22 protein-coding genes and 1 tRNA gene are annotated in these 26,080 nt (G+C 70.1%); 13 read left to right on the forward strand and 10 right to left on the reverse strand.

Annotated elements, in window-relative coordinates; all coding sequences use genetic code 11:
- Positions 1–49 precede the first annotated feature (49 nt).
- Positions 50–811 carry a putative hydro-lyase gene (locus AW272_RS11280; protein ID WP_066363493.1) on the forward strand — a complete coding sequence of 254 codons (762 nt, stop codon included), beginning with the start codon at positions 50–52 and terminating at the stop codon, positions 809–811.
- On the opposite strand, the gene AW272_RS11285 is transcribed toward AW272_RS11280, so the two are convergent.
- Positions 808–2,190, reverse strand: coding sequence for a dihydrolipoyl dehydrogenase family protein (locus AW272_RS11285; RefSeq protein ID WP_066363494.1), 1,383 nt, complete (start codon positions 2,188–2,190; stop codon positions 808–810). The two genes, AW272_RS11280 and AW272_RS11285, sit on opposite strands and share 4 nt — an antisense overlap.
- Before the next feature lie 87 nt (positions 2,191–2,277).
- On the opposite strand from AW272_RS11285, the gene AW272_RS11290 reads away from it, so the two are divergent.
- Both AW272_RS11290 and AW272_RS11295 read left to right on the forward strand, forming a co-directional pair.
- Positions 2,278–3,258 (forward strand): ATP-binding cassette domain-containing protein, encoded by a 981-nt coding sequence (locus tag AW272_RS11290; RefSeq protein WP_066363495.1) that lies wholly within the window; start codon positions 2,278–2,280, stop codon positions 3,256–3,258.
- The gene (locus AW272_RS11295; protein ID WP_066363496.1) at positions 3,255–4,115 is read left to right on the forward strand and encodes an ABC transporter permease; all 861 of its coding nucleotides are present in this window, start codon (positions 3,255–3,257) and stop codon (positions 4,113–4,115) included. Before AW272_RS11290 ends, AW272_RS11295 begins: the two co-directional genes overlap by 4 nt.
- A gap of 60 nt (positions 4,116–4,175) precedes the next feature.
- Here AW272_RS11295 and AW272_RS11300 read toward each other — a convergent pair whose 3' ends face one another.
- From AW272_RS11300 to AW272_RS11315, 4 genes are all read right to left on the reverse strand, one after another.
- On the reverse strand, positions 4,176–7,400 hold the full coding sequence (locus AW272_RS11300; protein WP_066363497.1) for an ATP-binding protein: 3,225 nt from the start codon (positions 7,398–7,400) through the stop codon (positions 4,176–4,178).
- Between the two features lie 32 nt (positions 7,401–7,432).
- A complete protein-coding gene (locus tag AW272_RS11305; protein ID WP_066363498.1) occupies positions 7,433–8,194 on the reverse strand; it encodes an ABC transporter permease in 762 nt (253 codons plus the stop codon).
- The gene (locus tag AW272_RS11310; RefSeq protein ID WP_218010845.1) at positions 8,191–9,138 is read right to left on the reverse strand and encodes an ATP-binding cassette domain-containing protein; all 948 of its coding nucleotides are present in this window, start codon (positions 9,136–9,138) and stop codon (positions 8,191–8,193) included. Before AW272_RS11310 ends, AW272_RS11305 begins: the two co-directional genes overlap by 4 nt.
- Before the next feature lie 112 nt (positions 9,139–9,250).
- Entirely contained in the window at positions 9,251–9,847 is a 597-nt protein-coding gene (locus AW272_RS11315; protein ID WP_066363500.1) for a PadR family transcriptional regulator, read from the reverse strand.
- Between the two features lie 107 nt (positions 9,848–9,954).
- Here AW272_RS11315 and AW272_RS11320 point away from each other — a divergent pair.
- Positions 9,955–10,031, forward strand: a tRNA-Arg gene (locus AW272_RS11320).
- An 8-nt stretch (positions 10,032–10,039) separates the two neighbouring features.
- On the opposite strand, the gene AW272_RS11325 is transcribed toward AW272_RS11320, so the two are convergent.
- Entirely contained in the window at positions 10,040–10,300 is a 261-nt protein-coding gene (locus AW272_RS11325; protein WP_066363501.1) for an ABC transporter permease, read from the reverse strand.
- A gap of 159 nt (positions 10,301–10,459) precedes the next feature.
- Here AW272_RS11325 and AW272_RS11330 point away from each other — a divergent pair, with 159 nt between their 5' ends.
- Genes AW272_RS11330 through AW272_RS11340 form a run of 3 tightly spaced genes read left to right on the forward strand, consistent with a single transcriptional unit; the run spans position 10,460 to position 13,628 of the window.
- Entirely contained in the window at positions 10,460–11,245 is a 786-nt protein-coding gene (locus AW272_RS11330; protein WP_066363504.1) for a phosphotransferase, read from the forward strand.
- Positions 11,246–11,262: 17 nt separating this feature from the next.
- The gene (locus AW272_RS11335) at positions 11,263–12,159 is read left to right on the forward strand and encodes a cobalamin biosynthesis protein (RefSeq protein WP_066363505.1); all 897 of its coding nucleotides are present in this window, start codon (positions 11,263–11,265) and stop codon (positions 12,157–12,159) included.
- Positions 12,156–13,628, forward strand: coding sequence for a cobyric acid synthase (locus tag AW272_RS11340; RefSeq protein ID WP_245657421.1), 1,473 nt, complete (start codon positions 12,156–12,158; stop codon positions 13,626–13,628). Before AW272_RS11335 ends, AW272_RS11340 begins: the two co-directional genes overlap by 4 nt.
- Positions 13,629–13,682: 54 nt before the next feature.
- Here AW272_RS11340 and AW272_RS11345 read toward each other — a convergent pair whose 3' ends face one another.
- The 4 genes from AW272_RS11345 to AW272_RS11360 all read right to left on the reverse strand — a co-directional run bounded on the left by AW272_RS11345 (position 13,683) and on the right by AW272_RS11360 (position 18,229).
- Positions 13,683–14,741, reverse strand: coding sequence for a 1-acyl-sn-glycerol-3-phosphate acyltransferase (locus tag AW272_RS11345; protein ID WP_066363749.1), 1,059 nt, complete (start codon positions 14,739–14,741; stop codon positions 13,683–13,685).
- Between the two features lie 76 nt (positions 14,742–14,817).
- On the reverse strand, positions 14,818–15,630 hold the full coding sequence (locus AW272_RS11350) for a patatin-like phospholipase family protein (protein ID WP_066363507.1): 813 nt from the start codon (positions 15,628–15,630) through the stop codon (positions 14,818–14,820).
- A gap of 33 nt (positions 15,631–15,663) precedes the next feature.
- Positions 15,664–16,611, reverse strand: a complete 948-nt coding sequence (locus AW272_RS11355; protein ID WP_066363510.1) for a quinone oxidoreductase family protein — start codon at positions 16,609–16,611, stop codon at positions 15,664–15,666.
- Between the two features lie 10 nt (positions 16,612–16,621).
- Complete coding sequence (locus tag AW272_RS11360) at positions 16,622–18,229, reverse strand: serine/threonine-protein kinase (RefSeq protein ID WP_245657423.1); 1,608 nt, start codon at positions 18,227–18,229, stop codon at positions 16,622–16,624.
- A gap of 160 nt (positions 18,230–18,389) precedes the next feature.
- Between AW272_RS11360 and AW272_RS11365 the strand changes: the two genes are divergently transcribed.
- The 6 genes from AW272_RS11365 to AW272_RS11390 all read left to right on the forward strand — a co-directional run bounded on the left by AW272_RS11365 (position 18,390) and on the right by AW272_RS11390 (position 25,961).
- Entirely contained in the window at positions 18,390–18,644 is a 255-nt protein-coding gene (locus AW272_RS11365; RefSeq protein ID WP_083958187.1) for a DUF6504 family protein, read from the forward strand.
- On the forward strand, positions 18,644–22,057 hold the full coding sequence (locus AW272_RS11370) for a DNA polymerase III subunit alpha (RefSeq protein WP_066363519.1): 3,414 nt from the start codon (positions 18,644–18,646) through the stop codon (positions 22,055–22,057). Before AW272_RS11365 ends, AW272_RS11370 begins: the two co-directional genes overlap by 1 nt.
- Before the next feature lie 170 nt (positions 22,058–22,227).
- Positions 22,228–22,947 (forward strand): CARDB domain-containing protein, encoded by a 720-nt coding sequence (locus AW272_RS11375; protein WP_169807527.1) that lies wholly within the window; start codon positions 22,228–22,230, stop codon positions 22,945–22,947.
- A gap of 149 nt (positions 22,948–23,096) precedes the next feature.
- Positions 23,097–24,209 (forward strand): sensor histidine kinase, encoded by a 1,113-nt coding sequence (locus AW272_RS11380; protein ID WP_066363528.1) that lies wholly within the window; start codon positions 23,097–23,099, stop codon positions 24,207–24,209.
- A complete protein-coding gene (locus tag AW272_RS11385; RefSeq protein ID WP_066363530.1) occupies positions 24,202–25,311 on the forward strand; it encodes a hypothetical protein in 1,110 nt (369 codons plus the stop codon). Before AW272_RS11380 ends, AW272_RS11385 begins: the two co-directional genes overlap by 8 nt.
- Complete coding sequence (locus tag AW272_RS11390) at positions 25,269–25,961, forward strand: response regulator transcription factor (protein WP_066363532.1); 693 nt, start codon at positions 25,269–25,271, stop codon at positions 25,959–25,961. The genes AW272_RS11385 and AW272_RS11390 overlap by 43 nt, the downstream gene beginning before the upstream one ends.
- The last annotated feature ends 119 nt before the right edge of the window (positions 25,962–26,080 follow it).

The raw sequence follows: 26,080 nt of genomic DNA on the forward strand, positions 1-26,080 counted from the left end.
GGACCCACAACTTGGTTGAGGATTCAACTATTCCGGAGGACGTGCCCGAATGACCCCTCACGAGGCCCGGAGGCGGTTCCGGGCCGGGCTGAAGACGCCCACCGCAGGGTGGTGTCCGGGTTACGCCCAGGCCAACCTGCTCGCCGTGCCCGCGGACCTCGCATACGACATGCTGCTCTTCGCGCAGCGCAATCCCAAGCCCTGTCCGATTCTGGACGTCGGAGATCCCGGGGCCACCAGTCTGCCGATCTTCGCGGGCGATCTGCGCACTGATCTGCCGGGATATGTCGTGTACGAGAACGGCGCGCCCGTCGCCGAGATGACCGATGTCTCCCGGTTCTGGCGGGATGATCTCGTACCGTTCCTGATCGGGTGCAGTTTCACCTTTGAAGACGCGCTGATCCGGGAGGACATTCCGGTCAGGCATCTGGAGATGGGCGTCAACGTCCCGATGTACCGCACGTCGGTGCCCTGCCGCCCGGCCGGACGGCTGTCGGGGCCGCTGGTGGTGTCGATGCGGCCGATTCCGGCCGGTTCGGTCCCCGACGCGGTACGCGTCACCGCGCGCTACCCGCAGGTCCACGGAGCCCCCGTGCACATCGGTGATCCGGCGAGCCTGGGGATCGACGACCTCGCCGCGCCCGACTTCGGCGATCCGGTCGAGGTCCGGCCGGGGGAGGTGCCGGTGTTCTGGGCCTGCGGAGTCACTCCGCAGGCCGCCGTGATGGCCGCCGGGATCCCGTTCGCGATCGGCCATGCGCCGGGGCACATGGCGATCACCGATGTCAGAGATTCCGCCTATCAGGTCTAGAGGCCGTAGGTCTCCAGCAGGCGCAGCCACACCTCGCTGACCGTGGGGAACGACGGCACCGCGTGCCAGAGCTTCTCGATCGGCACCTCGGCGGTGATCGCGATGGTCGCGGAGTGGAGGAGATCCGCCACCGCCGGGGCCGCGAAGGTCACTCCGACGAGCACCTTGCGATCTTCGTCGACCACGGCCTTCGCGCGCCCGATGTAGCCGTCGGCCGACAGGTAGGCGCCGGTGATGCCGCTCATGTCGTACTCGACGGAACGGACGTTGAGCCCCCGCCGCCGCGCCTCCTCCTCGGTGATCCCGACCGCGCAGACCTGCGGATCGGTGAAGACGACCTGAGGCGGGCCGTAGTGGTCGGCCTGGTCGCGCATCGACGGCAGGTCGTCGGGGCGGCGGTTGGCGCGGGCCGCGATGACGTCGCCGCACAACCTGGCCTGGTATTTGCCCATGTGGGTGAGCAGCGCCCGGCCGTTGGCGTCGCCGACCGCGTAGAGCCAGTCGTGGCTGGGCGAGCGCATGCTGTCGTCCACCTCGATCGGGCGGCCGTCCGGCAGGCCGACGGTGTCGAGGCCGATGTCGACGCCGATGCGCCGCCCGGTCGCGACCAGGATCTCGTCGGCGGTCAGCGTCGTGCCGTCGGACAGGTGCGCCACGACCTCGCTGCCGGTCCGCTCGACCCGCTCGATCTCGGTGCCGAACCGGATGTCGATGCCCCGCGCCACGAGCGCGTCGGCGACCATCGTGGCGGCGAAGTTCTCACACCGGCCGAGCAGCCGGTGGCCACGCACGATCATGGTCGTCTCGGTCGCGCCCAGGGCATGGAGCGCCTGGGACATCTCGCACGCCACCACGCCGCCGCCCAGCACGATCAGCCGGCCCGGCACCTTCTTCACGCCGGTGGCCTCGCGGTTCGTCCACGGGTTCGCCTCGGCCAGCCCCGGAATCGGCGGGATCGCCGCCAGGCTGCCCGTCGCCACCACGACCGCGTGCCGAGCGGTCAGCACCCGGCCCCCGACCTCGACCTTCCGCTCCCCGGCGATCCGCGCCCGGCCCCTGATGTACGTGGACGGCAGCGACTCCAGCCAGCGCGCCTGGCCGTTGTCGCTGTAGTCGTTCACCGCCCAGTCACGCCGCGCCAGCACCGCCTGCACGTCGATCGGTCCCACCGTCAGACCGGGCGCCCGTTCGACCTCTCCGGCCAGGTCGACGGGGCGCAGCAGCGCCTTGCTCGGCACGCACGCCCAGTACGAACACTCGCCTCCGGCGAGTTCGGCCTCGATCACGGCGACCGACAGGCCCCCGCGTACGGCCCGGTCGACCACGTTCTCCCCGACCGGGCCCGCGCCCATAACGATCACGTCGAAGACGTCAGCCATCTCTTCCTCCCGTTGATCTCCGAGACGACCGTATCCCGCGAGTCGCCGCTAGATCCGATCTAGCACGCGGTCTCGCGCCTATAGGGCATGACAGACACCGCGATCGAGACGAACGGTCTCGTCAAGGTCTTCGGCGACAACCGCGCCGTCGACGGGCTCGACCTGACGGTTCCGGCCGGCGCCGTGTTCGGCGTGCTCGGCCCCAACGGCGCCGGCAAGACCACCGCTGTGCGCATGCTGGCCACCCTGCTGCGCCCCGACGGCGGCACCGCCCGCGTCTTCGGCCACGACGTGATGGCCGAGGCAGACACCGTGCGGTCACTGGTCGGCCTCACCGGCCAATACGCCTCCCTCGACGAGGACATGACCGGCCGCGAGAACCTCATCCTCATCGGCCGGCTGCTCGGTTTCCGCCATCAGGCCGCCCGCACCCGCGCCGAAGAGCTCCTGGAGGCGTTCGGCCTCACCCCGGCCGGCGACCGGCTGGTCAAGAACTACTCCGGCGGCATGCGGCGGCGCCTCGACATCTCGGCGACCCTGATGAACACACCCCGCCTGCTCTTCCTCGACGAACCCACGACGGGTCTCGACCCGCGCAGCCGCAACCAGGTGTGGGACATCATCCGCGCCGTGGTCAGCTACGGCACGACCGTGCTGCTGACCACGCAGTATCTCGACGAGGCCGACCAGCTCGCCGGCCGCATCGCGGTGATCGACCACGGGAAGCTCATCGCCGAGGGCACTCCCGGCGAGCTCAAGTCGTCGGTGGGCGCCGGAACAGTCAACGTGCGGCTGCGCGACGCCGCCCAGCGGGCCGAGGCCGAGAAGATCCTCGCCGGTGTGCTGGCGGCTCCGGTGATCCCCGGGCCCGATCCGGTCCGGGTGACCGTGCGCGTCCCCGGCCACGGCACCGAGCGCGGCGCGGCCGAAGACGCCGCCAAGGCCCTGTCGGCCCTGGCCGCCTCCGGGATCGTCATCGACGACTTCTCCCTCGGCCAGCCCTCCCTCGACGAGGTCTTCCTCGCCCTCACCGACCACCCCGCCACCCCCCAGGAGGACGCCGCATGAGCAGCACCGTCACCGAGAAGACCACCGAGACGACCGAGCCGGTCTACGTCCCCACGGCCGAGGCCATCGGGGCGATCCTCGACCCCCGGGCGCGACCACCCCGGCCGAGCGCGCTGTCGGCGTCGCTGACGTTCGGGTGGCGCGCGATCCTGAAGATCAAGCATGTGCCGGAGCAGCTGTTCGACGTGACGGCGTTCCCGATCATGATGACGCTGATGTTCACCTACCTGTTCGGCGGTGCGCTGGCCGGGTCGACCACGGAGTATCTCCAGTTCCTGCTGCCCGGGATCATGGTGCAGAGCGTCGTGATGACAACCATGTACAGCGGGATCGCGGTGAACGTCGACATCGCCAAGGGCGTCTTCGACCGGTTCAAGTCCCTGCCGATCTGGCGGCCCGCGGCCATGGTGGGCAACCTGCTGGGCGACGTGCTGCGTTATGTGCTGGCGTCGCTGGTGATCACTGTGGTCGGGCTGATCCTGGGGTTCCGGCCGGCCGGCGGTGTGATGGGCGTGGCCGCGGGGATCGGGCTGCTGGTCGTGTTCTCGTTCGCGTTCTCATGGATCTGGACGATGTGCGGGCTCTACCTGCGCAGCGAGAAGTCGGTCATGGGGGTCAGCATGCTCGTGCTGTTCCCCTTGACGTTCCTGAGCAACATCTTCGTCGACCCGTCGACGATGCCCGGGTGGCTGCAGGCCTTCGTCGAGATCAACCCGATCACGCGGCTGGTGGCGGCGGTTCGGGGCCTGATGGACGGCAATCCGGATATGGGCGAGCTGACCTGGGTGTTCATCGCCACGGTGGCGCTGCTGGCCATTTTTGGACCGCTGACGATGCGGGCGTACAACAGGAAGTAAGGCTTTCGGGCCGCCGCCTGAACGGGGGCACGGCGGCCCGGGAGTCTTCCTCCGGCGAATTCAGAGCCGCCAGCCGACCGGTGACTCCGGCCGGTAGCGGCACGACGAGCCCGTGCTGATCGACTCGCGCAGGTGGGAAGCGAGAGAGGGATGGCGTTCGCCGAGTTTGCGCAGAGTGTCGCGGATCCGGGCGGTCACCGTCTTGCGGGCCCGCTCGGCCTCGTCGCCCAGCCGCCGGTCGCGCCCCGCCAGACCGGCGGCGGCGCGCAGTTCGGCGAGCAGCGCCTCACGCTCCCGGTCGAGGGTGGCGGCGCGGTCGTCGTCGCCGAGAGACGCGGCCCGGTCGATCTCCTCGTCGAGCCGGGCGAGGTGGCGCCGGTAACGCGCCTTGGCCTCGTCGTCGAGCACGGGATCGCCGCCGAAGCTCCGGGCCGCGACCGCCTCCCTGCCCCCTTCGGGGTTGAGCAGCCGGACCGCCGGGATGTCGGTGCCGGGAGCCCCCAGCAGGTTGTGCAGGTCGCGCAGGCCTTTGGCATCGGGCATGCGGATCACCAGGTCGTCGTAGGCCAGCTCCCAGACGTCGCCGTCACGACGGAAGGTGGGCTTGATCTGGGATCGCCCGACCTCGGCGGCCTCCCGCCGAACCTCCGCGAACGCGCTGCCCAGGGCCGACCCGCCCGCGTGGCCGACCTGGCCACTGTCCGTCGGCGGCCTCGCCATCTCTCGCCGGACCCGGGTGACCTGCTCGCGGATGTGGCTCATGCCCAGCTCGGCCGCTTCGGCCGCCGTCTCGTCGAGCAGGACCCGGGCCCGCTCCCGATCACCGAGGGCCAGCAGGGCCCGCCCCATGTGGACTCCGGCCTCCACCACCCAAGGCCGCGCCTCCATGGCCACCGCCGCTTCCCGCGCCGTGGTCAGCCGGGAGAACGCCTCGTGCCACCGCCCCTGCGAGGCGGCCAGGACGCCGAGCCAGTGGTCGACCGGTCCGGCGATGTCGCAGCCGCCGATGCTGACCAGCCAGTTGCCCGAATGGGGCGCCAGTGTCTCGGCCGCCCATGCCGTCAGCGCCGGGTCGGACGATTCGGCCGCCGCCTGGGCGATGAACCGCAGCCCCAGCGGGGCGAACGCGCGCGGATAGGAGTCGGCGCCGTCGTCGGGCATTGTGGCCAGCGCGGTGTCGAGGTCGCCCGACTGGAGTGCGGTGATGCCTCTCAGCAGGTCGGCCTGCGGGTGGCCGGAGGTCTCCAGCCGCGCCAGCACCGCCGGGATCTCGGTGAACCGGCCCTGGTGGAGCAGCACCGCCCACAGGATGTGGTCGACCATGAAGGCGAACTTGTGGCGGCTGTCTTCGTCGACCACCTCGATCGCGCCGCGCACGAACTCCTCGGCCTCGGCGAACCGGCCGGCCAGGGTCATGATGATCGACTGGTCGATCCGGGCGGAGAAGATCATGCGTTCGCCGCCGACGCGCAGCGCGAACGCGGTCGACTCGGTGAACTGGTCGAGGTAGGCGGGGTCGCCCGCCTCCAGCAGCGCCACCCAGCGCAGCGAGGCGGCGAAGTGCTCGGTGCCGGTGTCGGCGCTGCGCCGGGCGACGGTCTCCATCTCGCTGGTCAGCTCGATGCGCTCGGCAGCGGTGCCCAGGCCGAACAGCACGTCGTGGCGGGCGGCCAGCCCGAAGGCCAGCGTTTCGTCGTCGTCGCCCGCGCGGGCGATCGCCGCGATGTGGATCGTCAGCTCGTCGGCCATCGCGTCGGTCGACGTGGCCTGGTCGCCGCCGATCAGGGCGCGGTGGGCCTGGCGGACGATCTCGGCGCTGCGGCCCCCGCCGGGACCGCCGCCCATCATGCCGGGCCCGTCGATGCGGTAGTAGCTGATCGCGACCCGGGCCAGCACGTCGGCGTCGCCGGTCTGGGTGGCGAAGAACCAGGCCGACTCGAGCGTGGCGCGGGTCTCGCCGACGTCGTTGACGTGGAACAGGCAGGCGCTCAGCTCTATCGCGATCATCGCCCGGCGTCGTGGCTCCAGCCCCTCGCCCCGGGTGGCGGCCTTGCGCAGATGGCCGATCGACTCCTCGATGGCCATGCGCCCGTGGGCCTCGCCGGCCGCCGACAGCAGCCGCGCGACCGTGACCGTCGACGGCAGCTGGTGGCCCGCCTGGTAGGCGTGGCGGGCCTGGTCGGCGGGGAGGATGTGGGCGGCCAGCGCCGGATCGGCGTCGAGGGCCATGATCACACCGGCGTGCCGCCCGGCCGCGTGCTCACCGAGGGATTCGTAGAGCGTCTCGCGTACGAGATCATGGGCGAAGCCCAGCCGCCCCTCGGTGAGCTGGACGACCAGGCGCGAGGCCACGGCCTGCCCGAGAAGCGCGTCGACGCGGTGGGCCGGCAGCCCGGCCAGCGCCGCCAGCACGTCGCGCTGGAACTCGCGCCCCAGCACCGACGCGTCGGTCAGTAACGCCGCGACCTGCGGTGACAGCAACGAGACGCGTTTCTGCACCGCGTCGCGCACCCCCGGCGCGATCGCGGTCACCGACCCGCCGCCCTGCCAGAGCCGGGCGGTCTGCTCGACGAAGAACGGATTGCCGCCGGTGCGCCGGTGCACCTCGTCGACCAAAGGGGGATCTGGCACCCGCCCGGCCGTGCGGGTCATCAGCGCGCCCACCTCGTCGCGCCCCAGCCCGGTCAGCGAGATGCACGTCGCCTTCGCCACCAGCGGCATGATCAGCGGCGCCAGCGGATGACCGGGCGCCTCGGCCTCGACGTCGCGGTAGGTGCCGACCAGCAGCAGCCGCTCGAACCAGGTGTGCTGGGCGGCGAACTCCAGCAGCTTCAGCGACGCGGTGTCGGCCCAGTGGAGATCGTCGAGCACCACCACGACCGGACGGCTCTGCGCCACCGACACCAGCGCCGTCGCCACCGCGTCGTAGAGCCGGAACCCCTCGAACGGCTCCTTGCCGGCACCGGACCGCTCACCCAGCAGGATCGCCAGCACCTCGGTGGTGTCGGCCCCCACCGACGACCACTCGGGGGCGCGCCGCAGCGCGCGGATGACCTGCACCCAGGGCCAGTAGCCGGGCGCGCCGTCGGACTGCCAGCACGACCCGCCGAGCACCAGGGCCCCGGCCCGCTTGGCCTCTTCGACCCCACCGGTGACCAGCGTGGTCTTGCCGATCCCGGCCTCCCCGGTGACCAGCACCAGGCCCCCGTGACTGTCGAGGGCCCGGCCGATCTCCGCACGCAGCAACCCGACGGGGTGATCCCGCCCGATGAGCTGAGAGTCCATCACCCTACGCTAGCGACCCGGGCCGACATTTTTCATATCGAACGCCGGTACGAATCGAACGTCCGCGTCGCCACCGCCGCGAGCGCCGCCGTGACCAGCACGAGCAGCCCCAGCCGCCCGCCGACCCCGGCCCAGTCGGGCGCGGCGGCCATCGCCTCGCGCGAGGCCGTCACCGCCCAGTCGATCGGGTTGTATCTGGCGACGGTCCTGATCCACCCGGGCACCGCGTCCTGGGCCAGCAGCGCCGTCGACAGGAACGCCAGCGGCAGCGCCAGCATGACCGACAGCCCGATCAGGGCCTCCCGGCTCCGCAGCACCAGCGCGTAGGCGTTCGAGATCGAGCAGATCGCCCCGGTGAGCAGGATCGCGGCGGCGTAGGTGACCAGCACGCCGCCGAGGGTGAACCGGGCCCCGAGCGGCCAGCCGACGAGGAAGATGATCGTCGTCTGGACCACCGTGGTGATCGAGTTGTAGACCAGCGACGACAGGATCAGCGCGCCCCGGCGCAGCGGAGTGGTCAGCATCCTGTCGAGGCTGCCCTGCTGCATCATCTCGATGAACGTCATCCCGGCCCAGTTGGCGCCGAACAGCACGTTCATCACGACGATGCCGGGGATCAGGAAGTCGATGTAGCTCGTGGTGGCGAACCCGGGCAGCTCGACGACCCGCTTGAACAACTCGCCGAACAGCAGCAGCCAGATCATCGGCTGGACCAGCGAGATCAGCACGAAGAACGGCTGCCGGAGCAGCGCCCGCACCGACTGGGCGGCGAGGTGGAAGGTGTGCGTGATCACGCCGCCACCTCCCCGGAGGCGTCGGCGAAGCTGCGGCCGGTGTGCCGGAGGTAGACGTCGTCCAGCGACGGCCGGGACACCGCGACCGACGCGACCGTGACACCCGCGGCGTCGAGGGCCGCCAGCACGGCCGGGACGGCCGCCGCGCCGTCGTGCACGCGGGCCCGGACCGTCCGGCCGCTCACCGTGACCTCGCGGCCGTGGGTCTTCAGGATCGGTACGGCCTCCGTCGCCGCCGCCGGGTCGGCCAGGTCGACGTGGATGGCGTCGCCCTGGAGTTCGGACTTGAGGGAGTCGGGGGTCCCCAGGGCCACCACCCGGCCCCGGTCGACGATCGCCAGCCGGGCGGCGAGCCGGTCGGCCTCCTCCAGGTAGTGGGTGGTGAGCAGGATGGTCATGCCCTCGTCGGTGAGGCGGCCGATCTCGGCCCAGGTCTCCGCGCGGGCCTCCGGGTCGAGGCCCGTGGTGGGCTCGTCGAGGAACAGCACGGTGGGACGGTGGATGAGGCCCATCGCGATGTCGAGTTTGCGTTGCATGCCGCCTGAGTAGGTGCGGGCCGGGCGGTCGGCGGCGGCGTCGAGGCCGAATCTGCCCAGCAGGTGGGTGATGCGGGTGTTCCGGTCGGAGGTCCGCATGCCGTACAGGGCGGCCTGGAGACGGAGGTTCTCGCGGCCGGTGGCGGCGGGGTCGATGCCGGGTTTCTGGGTGACGCAGCCGATCGCGGTGCGCACCTTGTCTGGATTTTTCATGACGTCGTGGCCGGCGACCACGGCCGAGCCGCTCGTCGGAGCCGACAGCGTGGTGAGGATCTTGATAGTGGTGGACTTGCCCGCGCCGTTGGGCCCCAGGAGCCCGAAGACGATGCCCGGCGGGATGTCGAGGGTCAGCTCGTCGAGCGCCCTGACCTTCCCGTAGTCCTTGACCAGTCGATCAGCGGTGATCATTGATGATCTTTCCGGCTGCCCGCGTAGCATGAGTCTGTTGCGATGACGGCTGCTACCGGCGGCCTTTGTCGGTTCGCCCCGGGCCGGGTGCTGCAACACCCGCCCGGGGCTCTCAATGGTCGGCGTGGAAGGCCCGCCAGTGTTCGAGCCCGGCGATCGAACCGTCGCCGATGTCTCTGATCAGGTCTTTCACGAAGATGAGCTCGGTGCGCCGCAGGGCCAGCCGATATTCCCACTCGATGTAGAACAGCCGGTCGAGCTTGGCCATCGACTCGTGCCGGCGCAGCGCCTCGGCCTGCGCCAGTTCCTGCTCCAGCCGGACCGCCCGCTCTTCGAGCAGGTGCACGGCCTCCTCCGGCCGCAGACACCCCAGCAGCGACAGCGCCGCCTCGAAATCGGTGAAGTCCTTGGCCGGAACGGAGACCAGTTCGCTCAGCCAGTCGAGGAGCTCGACGCCACCCCCGGCGGTGATCTCGTAGACCGTGCGTTCGGGCCGGCGGCCGTCGCGCCCGGTCTCCCTGGCCTGGATCAGCGCGCGCTTCTCCAGCGACTGCACGACCGAGTAGAGCGACCCGTAGTTGAGCTTGATCGAGTCTTCCTTGCGGCGGTCGCGCATGGTGGTGGCCATCTCGTAGGGATGCATGGGCTGCTCGTAGAGCAGCGCCAGCACCGCGAGGGCCAGCGGATTGCTGCGGTGACGTGCGCCCAATATCCCCCCTTACTCGACTTCGAGTATTTCGAGACATGTCGCGAGTGTCAACACCCCGGAATTGCGGTGTGAAACCAGTCGGAGGATCATGCAGAATGGGGCACTGGGCGCCCTTAGCTCAGTCGGATAGAGCAGTGGACTTCTAATCCACCGGTCGGGGGTTCGAATCCCTCAGGGCGCGCCAACCTTCCCTCATTCATGAGGCTCCTCGGGTTGAGGCTCGTCGGCCGGTTCGTCCCGGCCGAACAGCAGGGCCAGCACCTTCAGGGCCCTGGCGCTGTGCTTCTCGGAGAACGTCGCCGTCGACGCCTCGATGACCAGCAATATCGCGAGCACGGCCGCCACTCCAAGCGCGACGGCGAGAAACAGGCCGGTGGAGTCCTCCGGGGCCATCGCGAATGACCCCGCGGCGGCAGCGGCGCTCGACGTGGGCACGACCCACCTGGCGTTCACGGGAGAGACATTTCGTGTCCAGGTCCCTTCGCAGCGCAGTGACTTAACGATCAAGCCCTTGCTTGCGGCGAGCCTACCCGACAGTAGTCACGCTCCGTAGCAGGCTGTGACACGTTTTTCCAGTGCCGTCCGAACCTTGTTCCACTACTCTCAATACGCATGTTCGTTGTGTCGCGGGCCGATGAAGTCCCGTTGTCCGGCGGCGATGTCACCGAAGGCGTGGTCCGTGTCGGCGACACGGTCCGCCGCCCGTTGAAGGCCACCTCGTCCGCCGTCCATGCCCTGCTCCGCCACCTGGAATCCGTCGGGTTCGACGCCGCGCCTCGCGTGCTGGGCATCGATGAGCTGGGGCGGGAGGTGCTGACCTTCGTACCGGGAGATGTTCCCGGGCGCCCCTTTCCGGCCGGCGAGAACGTGCTCGCCGAGCTGGCCGGGCTGCAGCGGCGCTACCACGACGCGGTGGCCGGGTTCCGGCCGAAGCCCGGCGCCACCTGGGAAGAGGGGTCGGTCGACGACGTCGAGCCCGAGGTCGTCGGGCACTGTGACATCACGCCGGAGAACGTGGTGTTCCGCGACGGGCTGCCGGTGGCGCTGATCGACTTCGACATGGCCAGGCCGGTGTCCCGGTTGTTCGACGTGGTGACCACGCTGCGTCACTGGGCGCCGATCGCCGATCCGCTCGACCGCGACCATCCCGATCTCGACACCGGCCGGCGCATCAGGCTGTTCGCCGACGCCTATGGGCTGAGCGCCGCCGAGAGGCTGCGGCTCATCCCCACCGCGCGGTTGCGATTCGATCGCTCGTACGCCGCCATGAAGCGCAAGGCCGAGACCGACGGCGGCGGCTGGGCGGTCATGTGGGAGTCGGGGGCCGGGCAGCGCATCCGGCGGGCCGCCGCGTGGCTTGATGCGAATGAGGACGTTCTGCACCGTTTCCTCCAATAGGAGAGAATGCGTGCGTGATGGGGGAGGAAGCGCGGGGGATCGCGCTCGGGGTGGCTCTGGACGCACTGATCGGAGACCCCCGGCGGGGACACCCGGTGGCGCTGTTCGGGACCGCCGCCACGGAACTGGAACGGCGGGTCTATCGCGACTCGCGTACCCGCGGATTGATCTTCACCGCCGTCTGCGTCGGCTCCGTGACCGCTTTGGGGGTCTTGCTCCCGAAGAAGACCGTGATCACGGCCGCCGCCACGTGGGCGGTCCTCGGCGGCACCACTCTGGCCCGCGAGGGCGCGAACATGGCCCGCCACCTCGATGACGATGACATCGACGCGGCCCGTCGCAGGTTGCCGCACCTCTGCGGTCGTGACCCGAGCAATCTGGGCGAAGACGAACTGGCCCGCGCCACCGTCGAGTCGATCGCCGAGAACACCTCCGACGCCGTGGTCGCACCTCTGTTCTGGGGCGCGGTGGCGGGCGTGCCCGGATTGCTGGCCTATCGGGCGATCAACACGCTGGATGCGATGGTCGGTCACCATTCGCCGCGATACGAGAAGTTCGGCTGGGCGGCGGCCCGCCTCGACGACGTGGTCAACTACATCCCCGCCCGCCTCACCGCGCTGCTCGCCGCGCTGTGTTCCGGTCGGTTCCGGCCGACCCTCAGAGCTGTTTTTCTTTACGGCTCCCGCCACCCCAGTCCCAATTCCGGTCAGTGCGAAGCAGCTTTCGCAGGAGCCCTGAACGTGACGCTGGGCGGCGTCAACGACTATGGCGGCCGCCTGGAACACCGCCCCGAACTCGGCGACGGCCCCCGGCCGACGAAGGCGGATATTTCGCGATCTGTGACGCTGGCCCGGCGGGTGGCCTGGGCGGCGGCGGCCCTGGCGGTCCTGGCGGTCCTGGCGAGGCGGAAATGACCACAAAGATGAAAGGCGCCCTGCTCGTCGCCGGGACCACGTCCGATGCGGGGAAGAGTGTCGTCACCGCCGGGATCTGCCGGTGGCTGGCCCGGCAGGGTGTGAAGGTCGCGCCGTTCAAGGCGCAGAACATGTCGCTCAACTCCTACGTCACCGCCGACGGCGCCGAGATCGGGCGGGCGCAGGCGACCCAGGCCGCCGCGTGCGGCATCGAGCCGACCGCCGACATGAACCCCGTGCTGCTCAAGCCGGGCAGCGACCGCCGCAGCCAGGTCGTGGTGAAGGGCAGGCCGCTGGCCGACGTCGACGCGCTGACATACCCGACCATGAAGCGGCACCTCAAGGAGGTCGCGCTGGAGTCGCTGGCCCGGCTCCGGGCCGAATACGACGTCGTCGTCTGCGAGGGCGCCGGCAGTCCGGCGGAGATCAACCTGCGGGCCAACGACATCGCCAACATGGGCCTGGCGCGGGCCGCCGACCTGCCGGTCATCGTCGTGGGCGACATCGACAGGGGCGGGGTGTTCGCCCACCTCTACGGCACGCTGGCGCTGCTGGAACCCGAGGACCAGGCGCTCGTCTCCGGCTTCGTGATCAACAAGTTCCGGGGCGCGAAGGAACTGCTCGAACCGGGCCTCGACATGCTGCGCGACCTCACCCGCCGCGAGGTCTACGGCGTGCTGCCCTGGCTCGACGGGATGTGGATGGACGTCGAGGACTCCCTGGCGCTGGACAACCGGCCGGAGACCGGCGACGGCCACATCACCATCGTCGTCGTGAGATATCCGCGCATCTCGAATTTCACCGACATCGACGCCCTCGCCGCCGAACCCGGGGTGAACGTCAGGTTCGTCACCTCACCCCGCGAGATCGCCGCCGCCGACCTGGTGATCCTTCCCGGCTCCCGCGCCACTGTCAGCGACCTCGCCTGGCTCAGGGAGCGCGGCATCGCCGACGCCCTGGCCCGGAGGGCAGGCCCGATCCTCGGCATCTGCGGCGGCTACCAGATGCTCACCGAGACCATCCACGACGACGTCGAGTCCAAGCAGGGCACCACGCCGGGGCTGGGCCTCCTCCCGGCCACAGTCCGGTTCGTCCAGGAAAAAGTGCTGGCCAGGCCGACCGGGTCGGCATACGGTCACCGCGTGGCCGCGTACGAGATCCATCACGGCATCGTCACCCCCGCCCCGGGCACCGAACCGTTCCTCGACGGGTGCCACCGGGCCAACGTCTGGGGCACCACCTGGCACGGCGCGCTGGAGAACGACGGCTTCCGCCGCGCGTTCCTCGCCGAGATCGGCCTGCCGGTCGAGAGCACGGTCGACTTCGCCCAGCTGCGCGAAGACCGCCTCGACGCCATCGGCGACCTGATCGAACACCACATGGACACCGAAGCGCTCCAGGAGTTGATCAACAAAGGGGCGGGGCCGGCGAAGGCGGTCATTCCGCCGGGAGGGCCCCGATGGTCGTGATCGCGGCCACCGCCGCCGTCGCCGCCGTGGGCGTGCTGACAGGAATCGCCTTGCTCACAACGGCTCGACGACACCACCGCCGCCGTCCGTGGCGGCCACCGCCTTCTGGGCGGTGATCCAGTTGTCGATGGCGGTCCACTGGTCGAAGAGCCAGGTGATCTGGTCCTCGCGTTCTCTCGGGACGTCCTCCGCCGCCCAGCGCCACCACTTCGCGGTGATGCGGGCCTCTTCCGGCAGGTGGTTCCAGATGTCGCCGAGGGTGATCAGGTCGTCGAGGCCGGTGTGGGCCACGAAGATGACGTCGGCCGCCGGGCAGGCGGTCAGGGCCGCGATGGCGCCGTTGGGGCGTGGGGGCAGCAGGTGGTCGAGGCGTTCGGCGCGGGCGGCCTCCTTGCGCAGTCCTCGTTCACGCAGGCGCCTGATCGCCCTGAAGCGGCGGGCCGGGGTGAAGTTGCCGCCCTCCGGGAAGATCACGAGCGCGTCGTCGGCGTCCATGTCGGAGGCCAGCCGGGAGATCTCCGCCACGATCCCGCTTTCGGCGATCTTCTTCGGGACGAACGCGTTGGGCAGCCGGTTGATCACCACGTCGAGCGACGGGTCGAACTGCAACGCCGCCTTCATGACGATCCGGGGACGCCGCTGGTAGCGGGCCAGCAGGTGGTAGACGAGCAGGAACGAGTCGCCGGGGCCGGCGTGGCGGGACAGCACGATGATCGGGCGGGTCAGCCTGCGCTCGATCTCCTGCCCGGTCAGCGCGGGTTCCTCGATCTCCACCGACAGGCGGAAGATCGCCACCGCCGCGCCGTAGACGTTGGTCAGCAGCCAGCGGATCAGGGCGTAGTGGCGCTCCTGGTGGCTGGCCTCGCTCAGGCGCCCCCCGAAGCCCGACGCGACCCACAGTTCCAGGCTGGCGATCAGGGCCGCCGACTCCAGCGCGAGCCACACCACGGCGAACACGACCAGTCGCAGCCCCCGCCGTCGCGGCGGGGGCAGGCGGAGGCTGACGATGAGGCCGAAGACGAGCCAGACCGGCAGGGTGATGACGATGGCGACGGTCAGCACGATCACCAGCGGCGCGAAGATCAGCCGCCGGACGATCCGGGGAGGGAGCATGACCGACCTCGTTTCTTTGAGGCAGATTCCTTGCGCGAGCCACGACCGGCCTTCGGCCATCCGCGTCTCGCTTTGTTCATAGCGCTGCCAAATAGGCGGCCGAGGCCTCGTAGGCGCGCCCGGCGTGGCGGGCGATCCGGGAGGCGTCCCGGTAACGCAGGTCGCCCAGGCCGGGGCGGCCGCCGAAGGCGGCCGGCATCACGTGGACCTCGATGTCGTCGGGCAGCGCGGCCATCTCCTCGGCGAAGCGGTGGCGGCGGGCGATCTCGAAGGCGACCAGGCCGACCTCCCACGGCTTCGCGGGGGGCTCCAGCGGCCTCTCGATGCGGCCGACGTGCAGGACGAAGATGCGGGTGGCCCCCATGGCGACCGCGCGGCCGACCGGGATGCTGTGCACCAGGCCGCCGTCGACGAAGTGCTCACCGTCGATGCGCACGGGCGGCAGCAGACCCGGCACGGCACACGACGCGAGCACCGCGTCGGCGAGCGGGCCCTCGGTGAACCAGTGGGCGCGGGCCTTCTGGATCGACGCGGCGACGCACTGGAACGGGATCTCCAGGTCGTCGAACGTGTCCGGCAGGTGGCCGCCCAGCAGGCGGCGCAGCGGGTCGATCGGGTGAAGGTGGGTGCCGGTCCTGGCCAGGGTGGACAGGCGGGTCATCCACGAACCGGCGAACGCGGTCCGGACGATGTGGGAGCTCCAGAGCTCGCTGAGCCGGTCGACGGCGTCTGTCGGGTTGGCGGCCAGGACGACCCCGTTCAGCGCCCCCACAGAGGTGCCGACGATCAGGTCGGGCTTGATCCCGGCCTCCCCGAGGGCGCGCAGCATGCCGACCTCGTGGGCGCCGAGAACCCCGCCGCCACCGAGTACGAACGCCGTCTGGTTCACGTCAACCAACCTATGCCTTGTGTTTCACGGTATTCACGGGATGAGCAGGAGTTTCCCGGTGGTCCGGCGACCCTCCAGGTCGTCGTGGGCCTGCCGGGCCTCGGCCAGCGGGTAGCGCTTCCAGACCGCCACGTCGAGCGACCCGTCGGCGACCCAGCCCAGCACGTCTTCCGCCCGCTCCAGCAGTTCCGGACGGGTCGCCACATAGTGGCCCAGGGTCGGGCGGGTGACGAACAGCGAACCGGCCGCGTTGAGGCGCTGCAGGTCGAACGGGGGAACCGGGCCGCTGGCGGCGCCGTAGAGGGCCAGGACGCCGCGGGGGCGCAGGGCCGCCAGGGAGTCCTCGAAGGTGGTGGCGCCGACGCCGTCGTACACGACATGACAGCGTTTGCGCACGTCGGCGGCCACGTCGGCGTAGCGGAGGACCTCGTCGGCGCCGGCCGCGCGGGCGAGTTTCCCCTTGGCCTCCGAGGAGACCGTGGCGATCACGTGGGCGCCGCGGGTCTTGGCCATCTGGGTGAGCAGCAGGCCCATGCCACCGGCGGCGGCGTGGATCAGAACCACGTCGTCCGGCTGGATCGCGTAGGTCGAGTGGGTCAGGTAGTGGGCGGTCATGCCCTGGAGCATCACCGCCGCGGCCAGGTCGAGTTCCAGCGGGTCGGGGACCGGGACCAGTTTCTCCGTCGGCACGACCTGCTTCTCGGCGTAGCTGCCGAGCACGTTGGCCCAGGCCACCCGGTCGCCCACGGCGACCTCGGTGACGCCGGGGCCGGTGGCGCTCACCGTACCGGCGCCTTCCGAACCTGGCACGAACGGGGTGGCGAGGGGATAGCGGCCCTCGCGGTGGTAGACGTCGATGAAGTTGACGCCGCTCGCGGCGACCTCGACCAGCGCCTCGCCCTCCCCGGGAACGGGATCGGGCACCTCCGCGTGGTCGAGAACCGATGATCCGCCTGGTGTGGTGATGACGATCGCTCGCATGGCGCCTGTTCTACCCGTTGATCTGGCCTCTGAGCTCGAAGTCGTCGAAGGCCAGCTTGATCGACGACTCCCCGTCGGCCTGGACCCGGCCGATGATGCCGACGTCGCCGGTGGCGAGGCCGTTGTTGTCGATGGCCGTGGCCACCTGGTTCCCGTTCACCCACATGGTCAGCGTGACGGTCTTGTCGGCGCCGGGCTCGCAGGAGACGGTCAGGCTGTTCTTGCCGCTCGGCAGGTCGACGGCGCCCTTGGCGATGATGCCGCCGGAGCCTCCGGAGACCCGGCGGATGCGGGCCTCGCCCGAGCTGTTCAGCAGGAACTCGTAGCGATTGGCCTTGTAGTTGTTGTCGCTGCCCCGGCAGAAGAGGCCGTATTCGCCGGTGCCGACCGGCTCCTTGGCCTCGGCGAAGACGCTGATGAGCAGGTTGAGGGGGGTGACCGGGGTGGGCGAGGGGCCGGGGTCGGCCTTCTGCACCGCGACGAACGGGATCGGCGCCGGAATGATGCCCTCGGGGTTCTCGGTGTTGAGGTCCAGCGCGTAGGTGCCCTGGGGGGTGTATCCGTAGACGGAGCCGTTGTCGGGGTCGTAGGTGCCAGACCAGTCGCCGTTGCTGGTGAAGTCCTCCAGGTAGAGGCGGGACAGGTGCTCCGGCGGGCCGCTCGGCCCGGCCAGGGCGCGCACGCCGATGATGCCCGCCGTGATCGCGACCGCCGCGGCCACCGCGACCCCGGCGATCAGGCGGCCCCGGTTCGGAGTGCGCTGCCGCAGGGTCGGCGCGCTCTGCTTCCAGGTCTGCGCCACCGTGTGCTGGGCGATCTCCGGGGTGACCCGGCCGACCATGCTGTCGAGGAGCTGCTGGGCGGTCGGGCGCTTGCCCGGGTCCTTGTCGAGCGCGGCCAGCACGAGCTGGCGCATCTGCGGTTCGAGGTTGTCGAGCACCGGCTCGGCGTTGAGCACCTGGAAGATCACGGCGGGCAGCGCCTCGCCGTTGAAGGGGGCCTTGCCGCTGGCCGCGAACGCCACCAGGCAGCCCCACGAGAACACGTCGCAGGCGGGGGAGATGGCCTCGCCGCGCAGCACCTCGGGCGCCATGTAGCGGGGGGTGCCGACCAGCTCGCCGGTGTGGGTGACCCCGCCGAACGTGTCGAGCGCGCGGGCGATGCCGAAGTCGATCACCCGGGGGCCGACGTTGGAGAGCAGCACGTTGGACGGCTTGAGGTCGCGGTGCACGATCCCGGCGGAGTGGATCGCGGTGAGCGCGGTGGCCACCCCGACCGCCAGGGCCTCCAGGCTCGACCCGGTCAGCGGGCCCGACTTCTCCACGGCCTGTTCGAGGTTGGGGCCGTCGACGTATTCGGTGACGACATAGAGCTGCTCGCCGTCGAGGTCGGCGGCCAGCACGGCGGCGGTGCAGAAACGGCGTACCCGCTGGGCCGAGTCGGCCTCGCGGCGGAACCTCACCCGGAAGTTCTCGTTCTGGCTGTACTCCGCGTTGATCACCTTGACGGCGACCTTGCGGCCGGCGTCGTCCTGGCCGAGATAGACGGTGCCCATACCGCCCCGGCCGAGGCGGCCGGTGATGCGATAAGGCCCTATCTGCTGAGGTTCGTTCGCCACGACGACCCACCGTACAGAAACCAGGGGAAATGAACTACGTCATACCCTGACGTTCGAACTTGCGTTCAAGGCGCTGTGAACATATGTTCGATACAGCACCGCCCGCCCACTTCCCCCGGGTGGCGATCACAGGCAACTGAGAGCCATCGGGAGAAGGTCCGTGAGCAGACTCTATGGCGATCCGATAGAGGTATGGGTCAAAGACGGCCAGCCTGTCCGGTTTGTCTGGCGTGACCGCCTCTATGTGGTCCGGCAGATCCTCGACCACTGGGTGGTCGCCCGGGAATGGTGGAAAACCTCCGAAACCGATCCCGGCGAACGCCGGTTCTGGCGGCTGGAAGCCCAGACGGGCACCTATGAACTGCGGTTCGACACCGCCACCGACGCGTGGCTGCTGCTGCGGGCGTGGGATTGATGGGGCCGTTCCGGCACCTCCACGTCGCTTCGGCCTACTCGTTGCGGTACGGCTCCGCGTTCCCACCGGCCCTGGTCACCCGCGCGGTCGAACACGGCATGGACGCCCTCGCGCTGACCGACCGCGACGGCCTCTACGGCGCGATCAAACACGTCCGGGCCTGTCACGAGGCGGGCATCGGGGCCGTCGTCGGCGTCGATCTGGCCCTGTCTGATTCTGGGTCCGATGACGACGACCGCATCGTGGTTCTGGCCAACCACGACGGCTGGGGCGACCTGTGCCGTCTGGTCACCGCCGCCCACTACGCGGGCGAACGCGGCGAACCCCGGGTCACCATGGACCTGGTTGGTCAGCACGCCGCCGACGGCAGGTTGACCGTACTGCTCGGCCCGCGCTCGGAGGTCGGCCGCGCGGTCGCCGCCCGCCGCGACCAGCAGGCCCGCGACCTGCTCCAACGCTGGCGCGCGGCGGTGCCGGGCGCCGCTGTGGAGATCGTCGACCTGTACGGCTACCGCGACGTCAACACCGCCACCCACCTGCTGGCCCTGGCCGACTCCCTGGGCCTGCCCGCGATCCTCACCAACGCGGTCAGGCACCTCGACCCGGCCGACTACCAGGTCGGCAACGTGCTGGACGCGGCGCGCAAACTCGTACCGCTGCATGGAAGGCACGTGGAGTCGTCGTCGCACGCCTACCTGAAGAGCGGCGAGGAGATGGCACGCGTCGCCCTGCGCGTGTGCGGCGGCGACCAGGCGCGGGCGACCCGGCTGCTCGGCGTGACCTGGCGCGCGGCCGAGGCGTGCGTGCTCGACCCGGTGGAGATCGTGCCGCTGATCGACGAGGTCGATCCGGTGGTGCACCTCCCGGAGATCGGCGGCGATCCGATCCCGCTGCTGCGGCACCGGTGTGAAGACGGCCTGCTCGACCGGGGCCTTCGGAACTCGCGGGATGCCAGGGACCGGTTGGCCGCCGAGCTGGCGATCATCGAGAAGAAGCGCCTGTCGGGCTACTTCGTCGCGGTCGCCGGGATCACCGACATGATCCGCGGCATGGGCGTCCGCTGCGCGATCCGGGGTTCGGGCGCGGGCAGCCTGGTGAACTACCTGATCAAGATCGGCGAGGTCAACCCGCTGGAGCACGGCCTCCTGATGGAGCGCTTCCTGTCCGAGGGCCGCGTCGGCCTGCCCGACATCGACGTGGACGTCGAGTCGGCCCGTCGCCTCGACTGCTACCGGGCGATCCTCGATCGGTACGGGGAGTCGCGCGTCGCCTGCGTCTCGATGATGGAGACCTACCGGGCCCGCAGCGCCATCCGCGACGTGGGCGCCGCGATGGGCCTGCCGCCCCACGAGATCGACGCCATCGCCAAGGCTTTTCCCCATGTGCGCGCTCGTCAGATTCGTGCGGCTTTGGACGACCTGCCGGAACTGCGCGACAGTGGCCTGAACGACCGGGCGCTGGAAACGGTCTTCCGGCTGGCCGAACGCCTCGACGGCCTGCCCCGGCACATCGCGCTGCACCCGTGTGGCGTGCTGGTCGGGAACATGGGCCTGCGCGGCCGCACCCCGGTCGAGCGCAGCCTGCTGGAGTTCCCGATGTCGCAGTTCGACAAGGACGACGTCGAGGACGCCGGACTGCTGAAGCTCGACGTCCTGGGCGTGCGGATGCAGTCGGCCATGGCCTACGCGCTCGACGAGATCCACCGGGTGGACGGGCTCGAAGTCGATCTCGATGCGGTTCCGCACGACGACGCGGCGACCTACGACATGGTGCGCGAGAGCCGTACCATCGGCTGCTTCCAGATCGAATCCCCAGGTCAGCGCGAACTCGTCGCGAAACTGGAACCCCGCACCATGCACGACCTGATCGTGGACATCTCGCTGTTCCGCCCCGGCCCGGTCAACTCCGACATGGTGACCCCCTATCTGGAGTCCCGGCACGGCTTCCGCCAGGCCGTCTATCCGCACCCGGCGTTGCGCCCGGCCTTGGCCGAGACGAACGGCGTCGTCGTCTTCCACGAGCAGGTCCTGAAGATCGTCGACATCATGACCGACTGCGGCCTGTCGGAGGCCGAGAGGGTCCGCCGCACGCTGTCCTCACCGGCCGGACGCTCCCGGGTCCGGACATGGTGGGAGATGAACGTCCGCCCCGAGTTCGACGCCGCGACGGTCGAGGAGACCTGGCGGGTGCTCGACGCGTTCGGCGCGTTCGGCTTCTGCAAGGCCCACGCGGCCGCGTTCGGCCTGCCCACCTACCAGTCGGCCTGGCTGAAACGCCACCACACGGCCGCCTTCTTCGCCGGCCTCCTCACCCACGAACCGGGCATGTACCCCAACCGCGTCATCCTCGACGAAGCCCGCCAATGCGGCGTGGAAGTGCTGCCGCTGGACATCAACCGCTCCGCCCGCGACTGGCGCGTGGAGAAACTCGCCCCCGGCGTCGCCGACCCGCCGTTCTACGGTCGCGGGTACGGCCTCCGCGTCCCCTTCTCCGCCATCAAGGGCATCAGCACGGCCGAGATCGACCGCATGATCGCGGGCCGGCCCTACGTCTCGATGTCCGACTTCTGGGACCGCGCCCGCCCGTCCCGCCCCGTGGCCGAGCACATCATCGAGGTCGGCGGCCTGGACGCGATCCACGACCTGCGCCCCGGGGAACCCCGCTGGCGCCCCGGCCGCCTGACCCGCCGCGACCTGATGGCCCAGGTGGGAGCCCTCGACCGGGCAGGCGGTCAGGGCTCGGGCCAGCTGCCGATGAACTTCGCCGACCACGTGGTGCCGGGTGAGTTCCCGGAGATGAGCGAGGCCGAAGCGGTCGAGGCGGAACTGAGCGTCCTCGGCCTGGACGTCACCCGCCACGTGATCGCCTTCCACGACGACTTCCTCGACGCCATCGGCGTGGTCCGCGCCCGCGACCTCCTCCGCCAGCGCAACGGGGCGGAGATCCTGGTCGCCGGAGTGAAGGTGGCGACCCAGACCCCGGCGGTCCGCTCCGGGCAACGCGTCATCTTCACGACCTTGGACGACTCCACCGGCCCCATCGACCTGACCTTCTTCGAGTCGGTCCAGGCGCACACGGCGGCGACGGTGTTCGGGTCGTGGCTGCTGGTGGCGCGGGGGGTGATCCGGCGTACCGGCCGTCGCGGGATCTCGATGCGCGCCGTCCACGCCTGGAACCTGCCCGACCTGGACCGGCTGTGGCGAACCCACGGCATCGAAGCGGTCCGCGACCTCCTCGCAGACCGCCCGGGAGAGACGCGGGGCGCCATCGGCGGCAAGAAGATCACCTACGAGAACGGCTACGAACTGTCGCCCTACGCCGACCTGGGCGTCAAGGAACCCCAGCGGGTGTTGTGGCACGCCAGCATGGGCAGCTCGGGCGCGGGGCCGAACCGGGTGACTGCGGGACACTGATTCGCCTTCCGATACATTTCGCCCGATAAACGGTACAGAACGCCATCCCTTTCCGGCGGGCCCGCTCGTGATAATCGAGGACCGAATCGCGAAAGAAGGCACACCTCATGGTTCTTCGATTACGCCGGATTCTCATCATCGCCTTGGCGCTTCCCGGGCTGCTCTCACTGGTGGGCGGTGTCGCCCAGGCCGAGCCCGAATCGCGCCCCGACATCAACGTCACCGGGCTGGTGGAGACCACAGGTGCCACGATCTGTCCGGGAGACTCGCCGACCGTGCGAGCGACCATCCATAACAGTGGGCAGGCGCCTACCGGGGCGTTCGACTATCGCTGGGAGGACAACGACGGCGTCGTGGAGACTTCCACGCATACCGACATAGCGGCCGGCGGGTCGGGCGTCGTCGATCTCGTACTTCCGGATATCTCAAAAGGCACGCACATCGTCAAGTTCATCGCCGATCCCGATCGGGAGATCAGGGAATCCGAGGAGGGGAACAACACCAGGACCGTGAAACTGACGGTGAAGGAATGTGTTCCGCCCGGACCCCATCCCGACATGGCGGTCACCGCGATGTCGATCCTGCCGGGAGTTCCGCTCTGCGCGGGGAATTCGCCGACGGTTCGGGCTCTGATCAAGAACAGGGGCACCGTCGAGACCGGTTTCTTCAACATCCGCTGGGTGGACGACGCCGGCACGATCTTCGACGGAGGACATTTCAGCATCCCGGCCGGAGCCGTCGACAGCCATGACCACATCTGGCACGACATCACCGCAGGCGTTCACACAGTTTCGTTCACCGCCGACTTCGACGGCGGCATCCCCGAGGACAACGAGAACAACAACAGCCGGACTTTCACCTTCACAGTCCAGGAATGCGGAGGCAGCTGAACATCTCAATCGGGCTTCGATAACACGATTCCCGATCGGCGGACGGACGGATGATTCGTATCCTTTGCCCAGGTGCTGTTAATCGGCGGTAAAGCGGTGAGGCCATGGCCGGCAGCCGGAAATCGTCTGACCTGACGCAATTGGATCCCGTGTGGATCGCCATGTCGCGGTTCGCCGCGATGATGCGCGGTTCAGTGGCGGTCGTGGTGGCGATCGGTGCCCCGCTCACGACCGAGCCCGAGATCTCCCCTTACTGGCTCGGCCTGGCGCTGACCGCGTTCTGCGCCTGGACCGCGGTCTACGTGCGCAGTTGCTGGACGCGGGGGCTGACCGCCGGGGTGATCGCGGTCGACATCGCGCTCGTGTGCACGTTGTGCCTGCTGATCCGCCATCTGGTGCCGCCGGAGATGATTCCCGGCGGCACCGGCTGGGTGTCCGCCGTGGCCAGCCTGACCGCCATCTGCGCCCAGCTCGCCGGGCGCCCGCCGGTCTCGGTCCCGGTCGGCCTTCTCGTCCCGGCGGCCTATCTGATCGGGGCCCGGCTGGCGGAGTCCGCCGACGGCGGCGTCCCGCACACGATCACACTGGCCATCCAGACCCTGGTCGCCGCCGCGGCGATGCTCGTCGCGACCCGGACCGGCGTCGCCGCCTCGCACGCCTTCACCGCCCTGCAACGGGAGGAGCGGCAGGCCGAGATAGAGACCGCGGAACGCGCCGACGCGCTGACCCAGCTCCGTCTGGTGCACAACGGCCCGCTCACCACCCTCACCATGGTCCTGCACACCGAGACCGACGTCCCGACTCCGACCCTTCGCCGTCACGCCGCCGCCAACCTCGCCGAGCTGCCCCGCCTGGCCGCCGCCCGCGACGGTCAGGCCCCAGACGCCCGCCTGGACGAACGCCTGGCCCAGGTGGTGGTCTGGTACGAACCCCAGCTCCGGGTGACCGCCACCACACACCCGTGCCTGGTCCCCGACCTGGTCGCCGACTCCTTCGGCGCCGCCGTCCGCGAGTGCCTGGAGAACGTGGTGCGGCACGCCGGAGTCGCCGACGCGCGGCTCACCCTCGCCGAGGAACACGGGGAGGTGGCGGTGACCGTGGCCGATCAGGGCGCCGGCTTCACGCCCGCTCTGGTCCCCGCCTCCAAGTTCGGCCTGCGGGGTGCGGTGATCGGCGCGATGGAAGAGACCGGTGGTGGCGCGGCAGTCATCTCCGCGCCCGGCCTGGGCACCCGGGTGGAACTGCGATGGCCCCGTGAGTAGTGTCTCGACGGTCCGGGACCGCTTCGACCAGGGCGCGCTGGGCGCCGCCCTGCTGATCGTGTTCGCCTGGCACCTCGCCAACGACCTGCCCGCCTCGCTGGCCATGCCGAACCGGACGGCGGGCCTGGCGCTGTGGCTGGCCTTCACCGTGCTCGCCCTGATCTCCTCCTGGGTGATCCTGCGGGGCGGAGGCCAGGGTCCGGCCCTGCCGGTCTTAGTGATCCCGCCGCTGCTCGCCGGGGTCGTGGCCACCGCTCTGCTCCTGCCGCCTACCGACCAGCATGTGCTCCAACCGAACTGGTGGTTCGCCTCGGGCAGCTGGGTGGCGCTCATCGCGCTCTGGCGACGGAGCCTGTGGGAGATCGTCCTGTACGGCGTCGTCAACACGCTGATCGGGCTCGGCATCGTCATCGCCGACGACCACGTGGACGCCGCCGGGCTCGGGCAGTTGCTGGTACTGGGCCACGGCGTGTGCATCATCCCCGTCGCGCTGTTCGTCGGCTGCCGCATGCTGGTGGACGTGGGCCGGGGCACCGCCTCCACCCAGGCCGCCCAGGCCAGGACCGCCACTCTGCGACTGGCCGCCGAGGCCGTGGCCACGGCCAGAGCCCGCCGCTACGAGATGGTCCAGGAGACGGTCTCCGCGCTGCTGGGCGAGATCGCGTCCGGCCGGATCGACCTGCACGAGCCCGCCACACAGCAGCGGATCCGGGTCGCGGTGGCGCGGCTGCGCCGTCTGATGGTCGAGACCGACGACGTGCCGGAGGCGCTCATCCACGAGCTGCGGGCCTGTGCCGACGCGGCCGAACGGCGTGGCGTCGAGGTCGACCTCCAGGCGCCGGTCGGGTCGATTCCGGCGTTGCTACTGGCCGAACGCCACGCGCTCACCGAACCGATCATCAGGGTGCTCGCGGCGACCGAGACCCATGCCCGGGTGACCACAGTGTCCAACGCGGAAGAGGTGGTGGTGGCCGTGATCGCCGATGCCGCCATGCCGCCGCTGATGCCTTCTGACCACGGGACCGTGCGGGTGAACTACGACATGGAAGGAGACCTGTTGTGGGCCCAGGCCAGGTGGAGCGTCCCGTCACCGCCGCGATAGTGGAGGACCTCGAGGTTGTGGTCGAGGGCGTCCGCTCGTGGGTCGCCGCCGATCCGGGGCGGCGGGTGCGGGTGACCGCCGTCGTCGACACCATCGAGGCCCTGCTCGAGGGCGACGGCCGTACCGCCGACGTGGTGGTGCTCGACCTCGACCTCGGCAGGGACATGGTCACTGACCGGGTTCCCGAACTGAGCGACCTCGGGTTGCGGGTGGTGGTGTTCTCGGTGCACGTCAAGCCGCTGGTGGTGCAGGCCGTAATGGACGCCGGCGCCTGCGCCTTCCTCGACAAACGCACCGGCAAGGACCATTTCGTCGACACCATCGCCGCGGTAGCCAAGGACGAGCCCTACGTGACGCCCTCGATGGCGGGCGGGCTGCTCCAGGGGGCGCGGCTTTCGGAACGGGAGCGGGAGGCGCTGGTCTACCTGTTCCAGGGGATGAGCCACGAGTCGATCGCACGGCGGATGAAGAAGCCGGGCGGCGAGGCGATCAGCCCGGCCACGGTCAAGCAGTACATCGGCCGGGCCCGGGCCAAGTTCGCGGCCATGGGCCGCCCGTGCGCCTCCAACTTCGCGCTGCTGGCGCGCTGCATCGAAGACGGCCTGATCCGGCCCGACCAAGTGGACGACTACCGGTCCACTCCTCGGTGATCCCTCCCCGGTGACCTCTCAGGGGAGGTCTTTCCTCCTGCCGCCTGGCTGGCCACGCTGAGTGATGTCGGCACGCGAGAGCAGGCGAGGGGAGGGCAGTGAAATGACGGGAGGCGAAG

Source organism: Herbidospora mongoliensis, from assembly GCF_001570545.1.
Classification (GTDB): Bacteria; Actinomycetota; Actinomycetes; order Streptosporangiales; family Streptosporangiaceae; genus Herbidospora; species Herbidospora mongoliensis.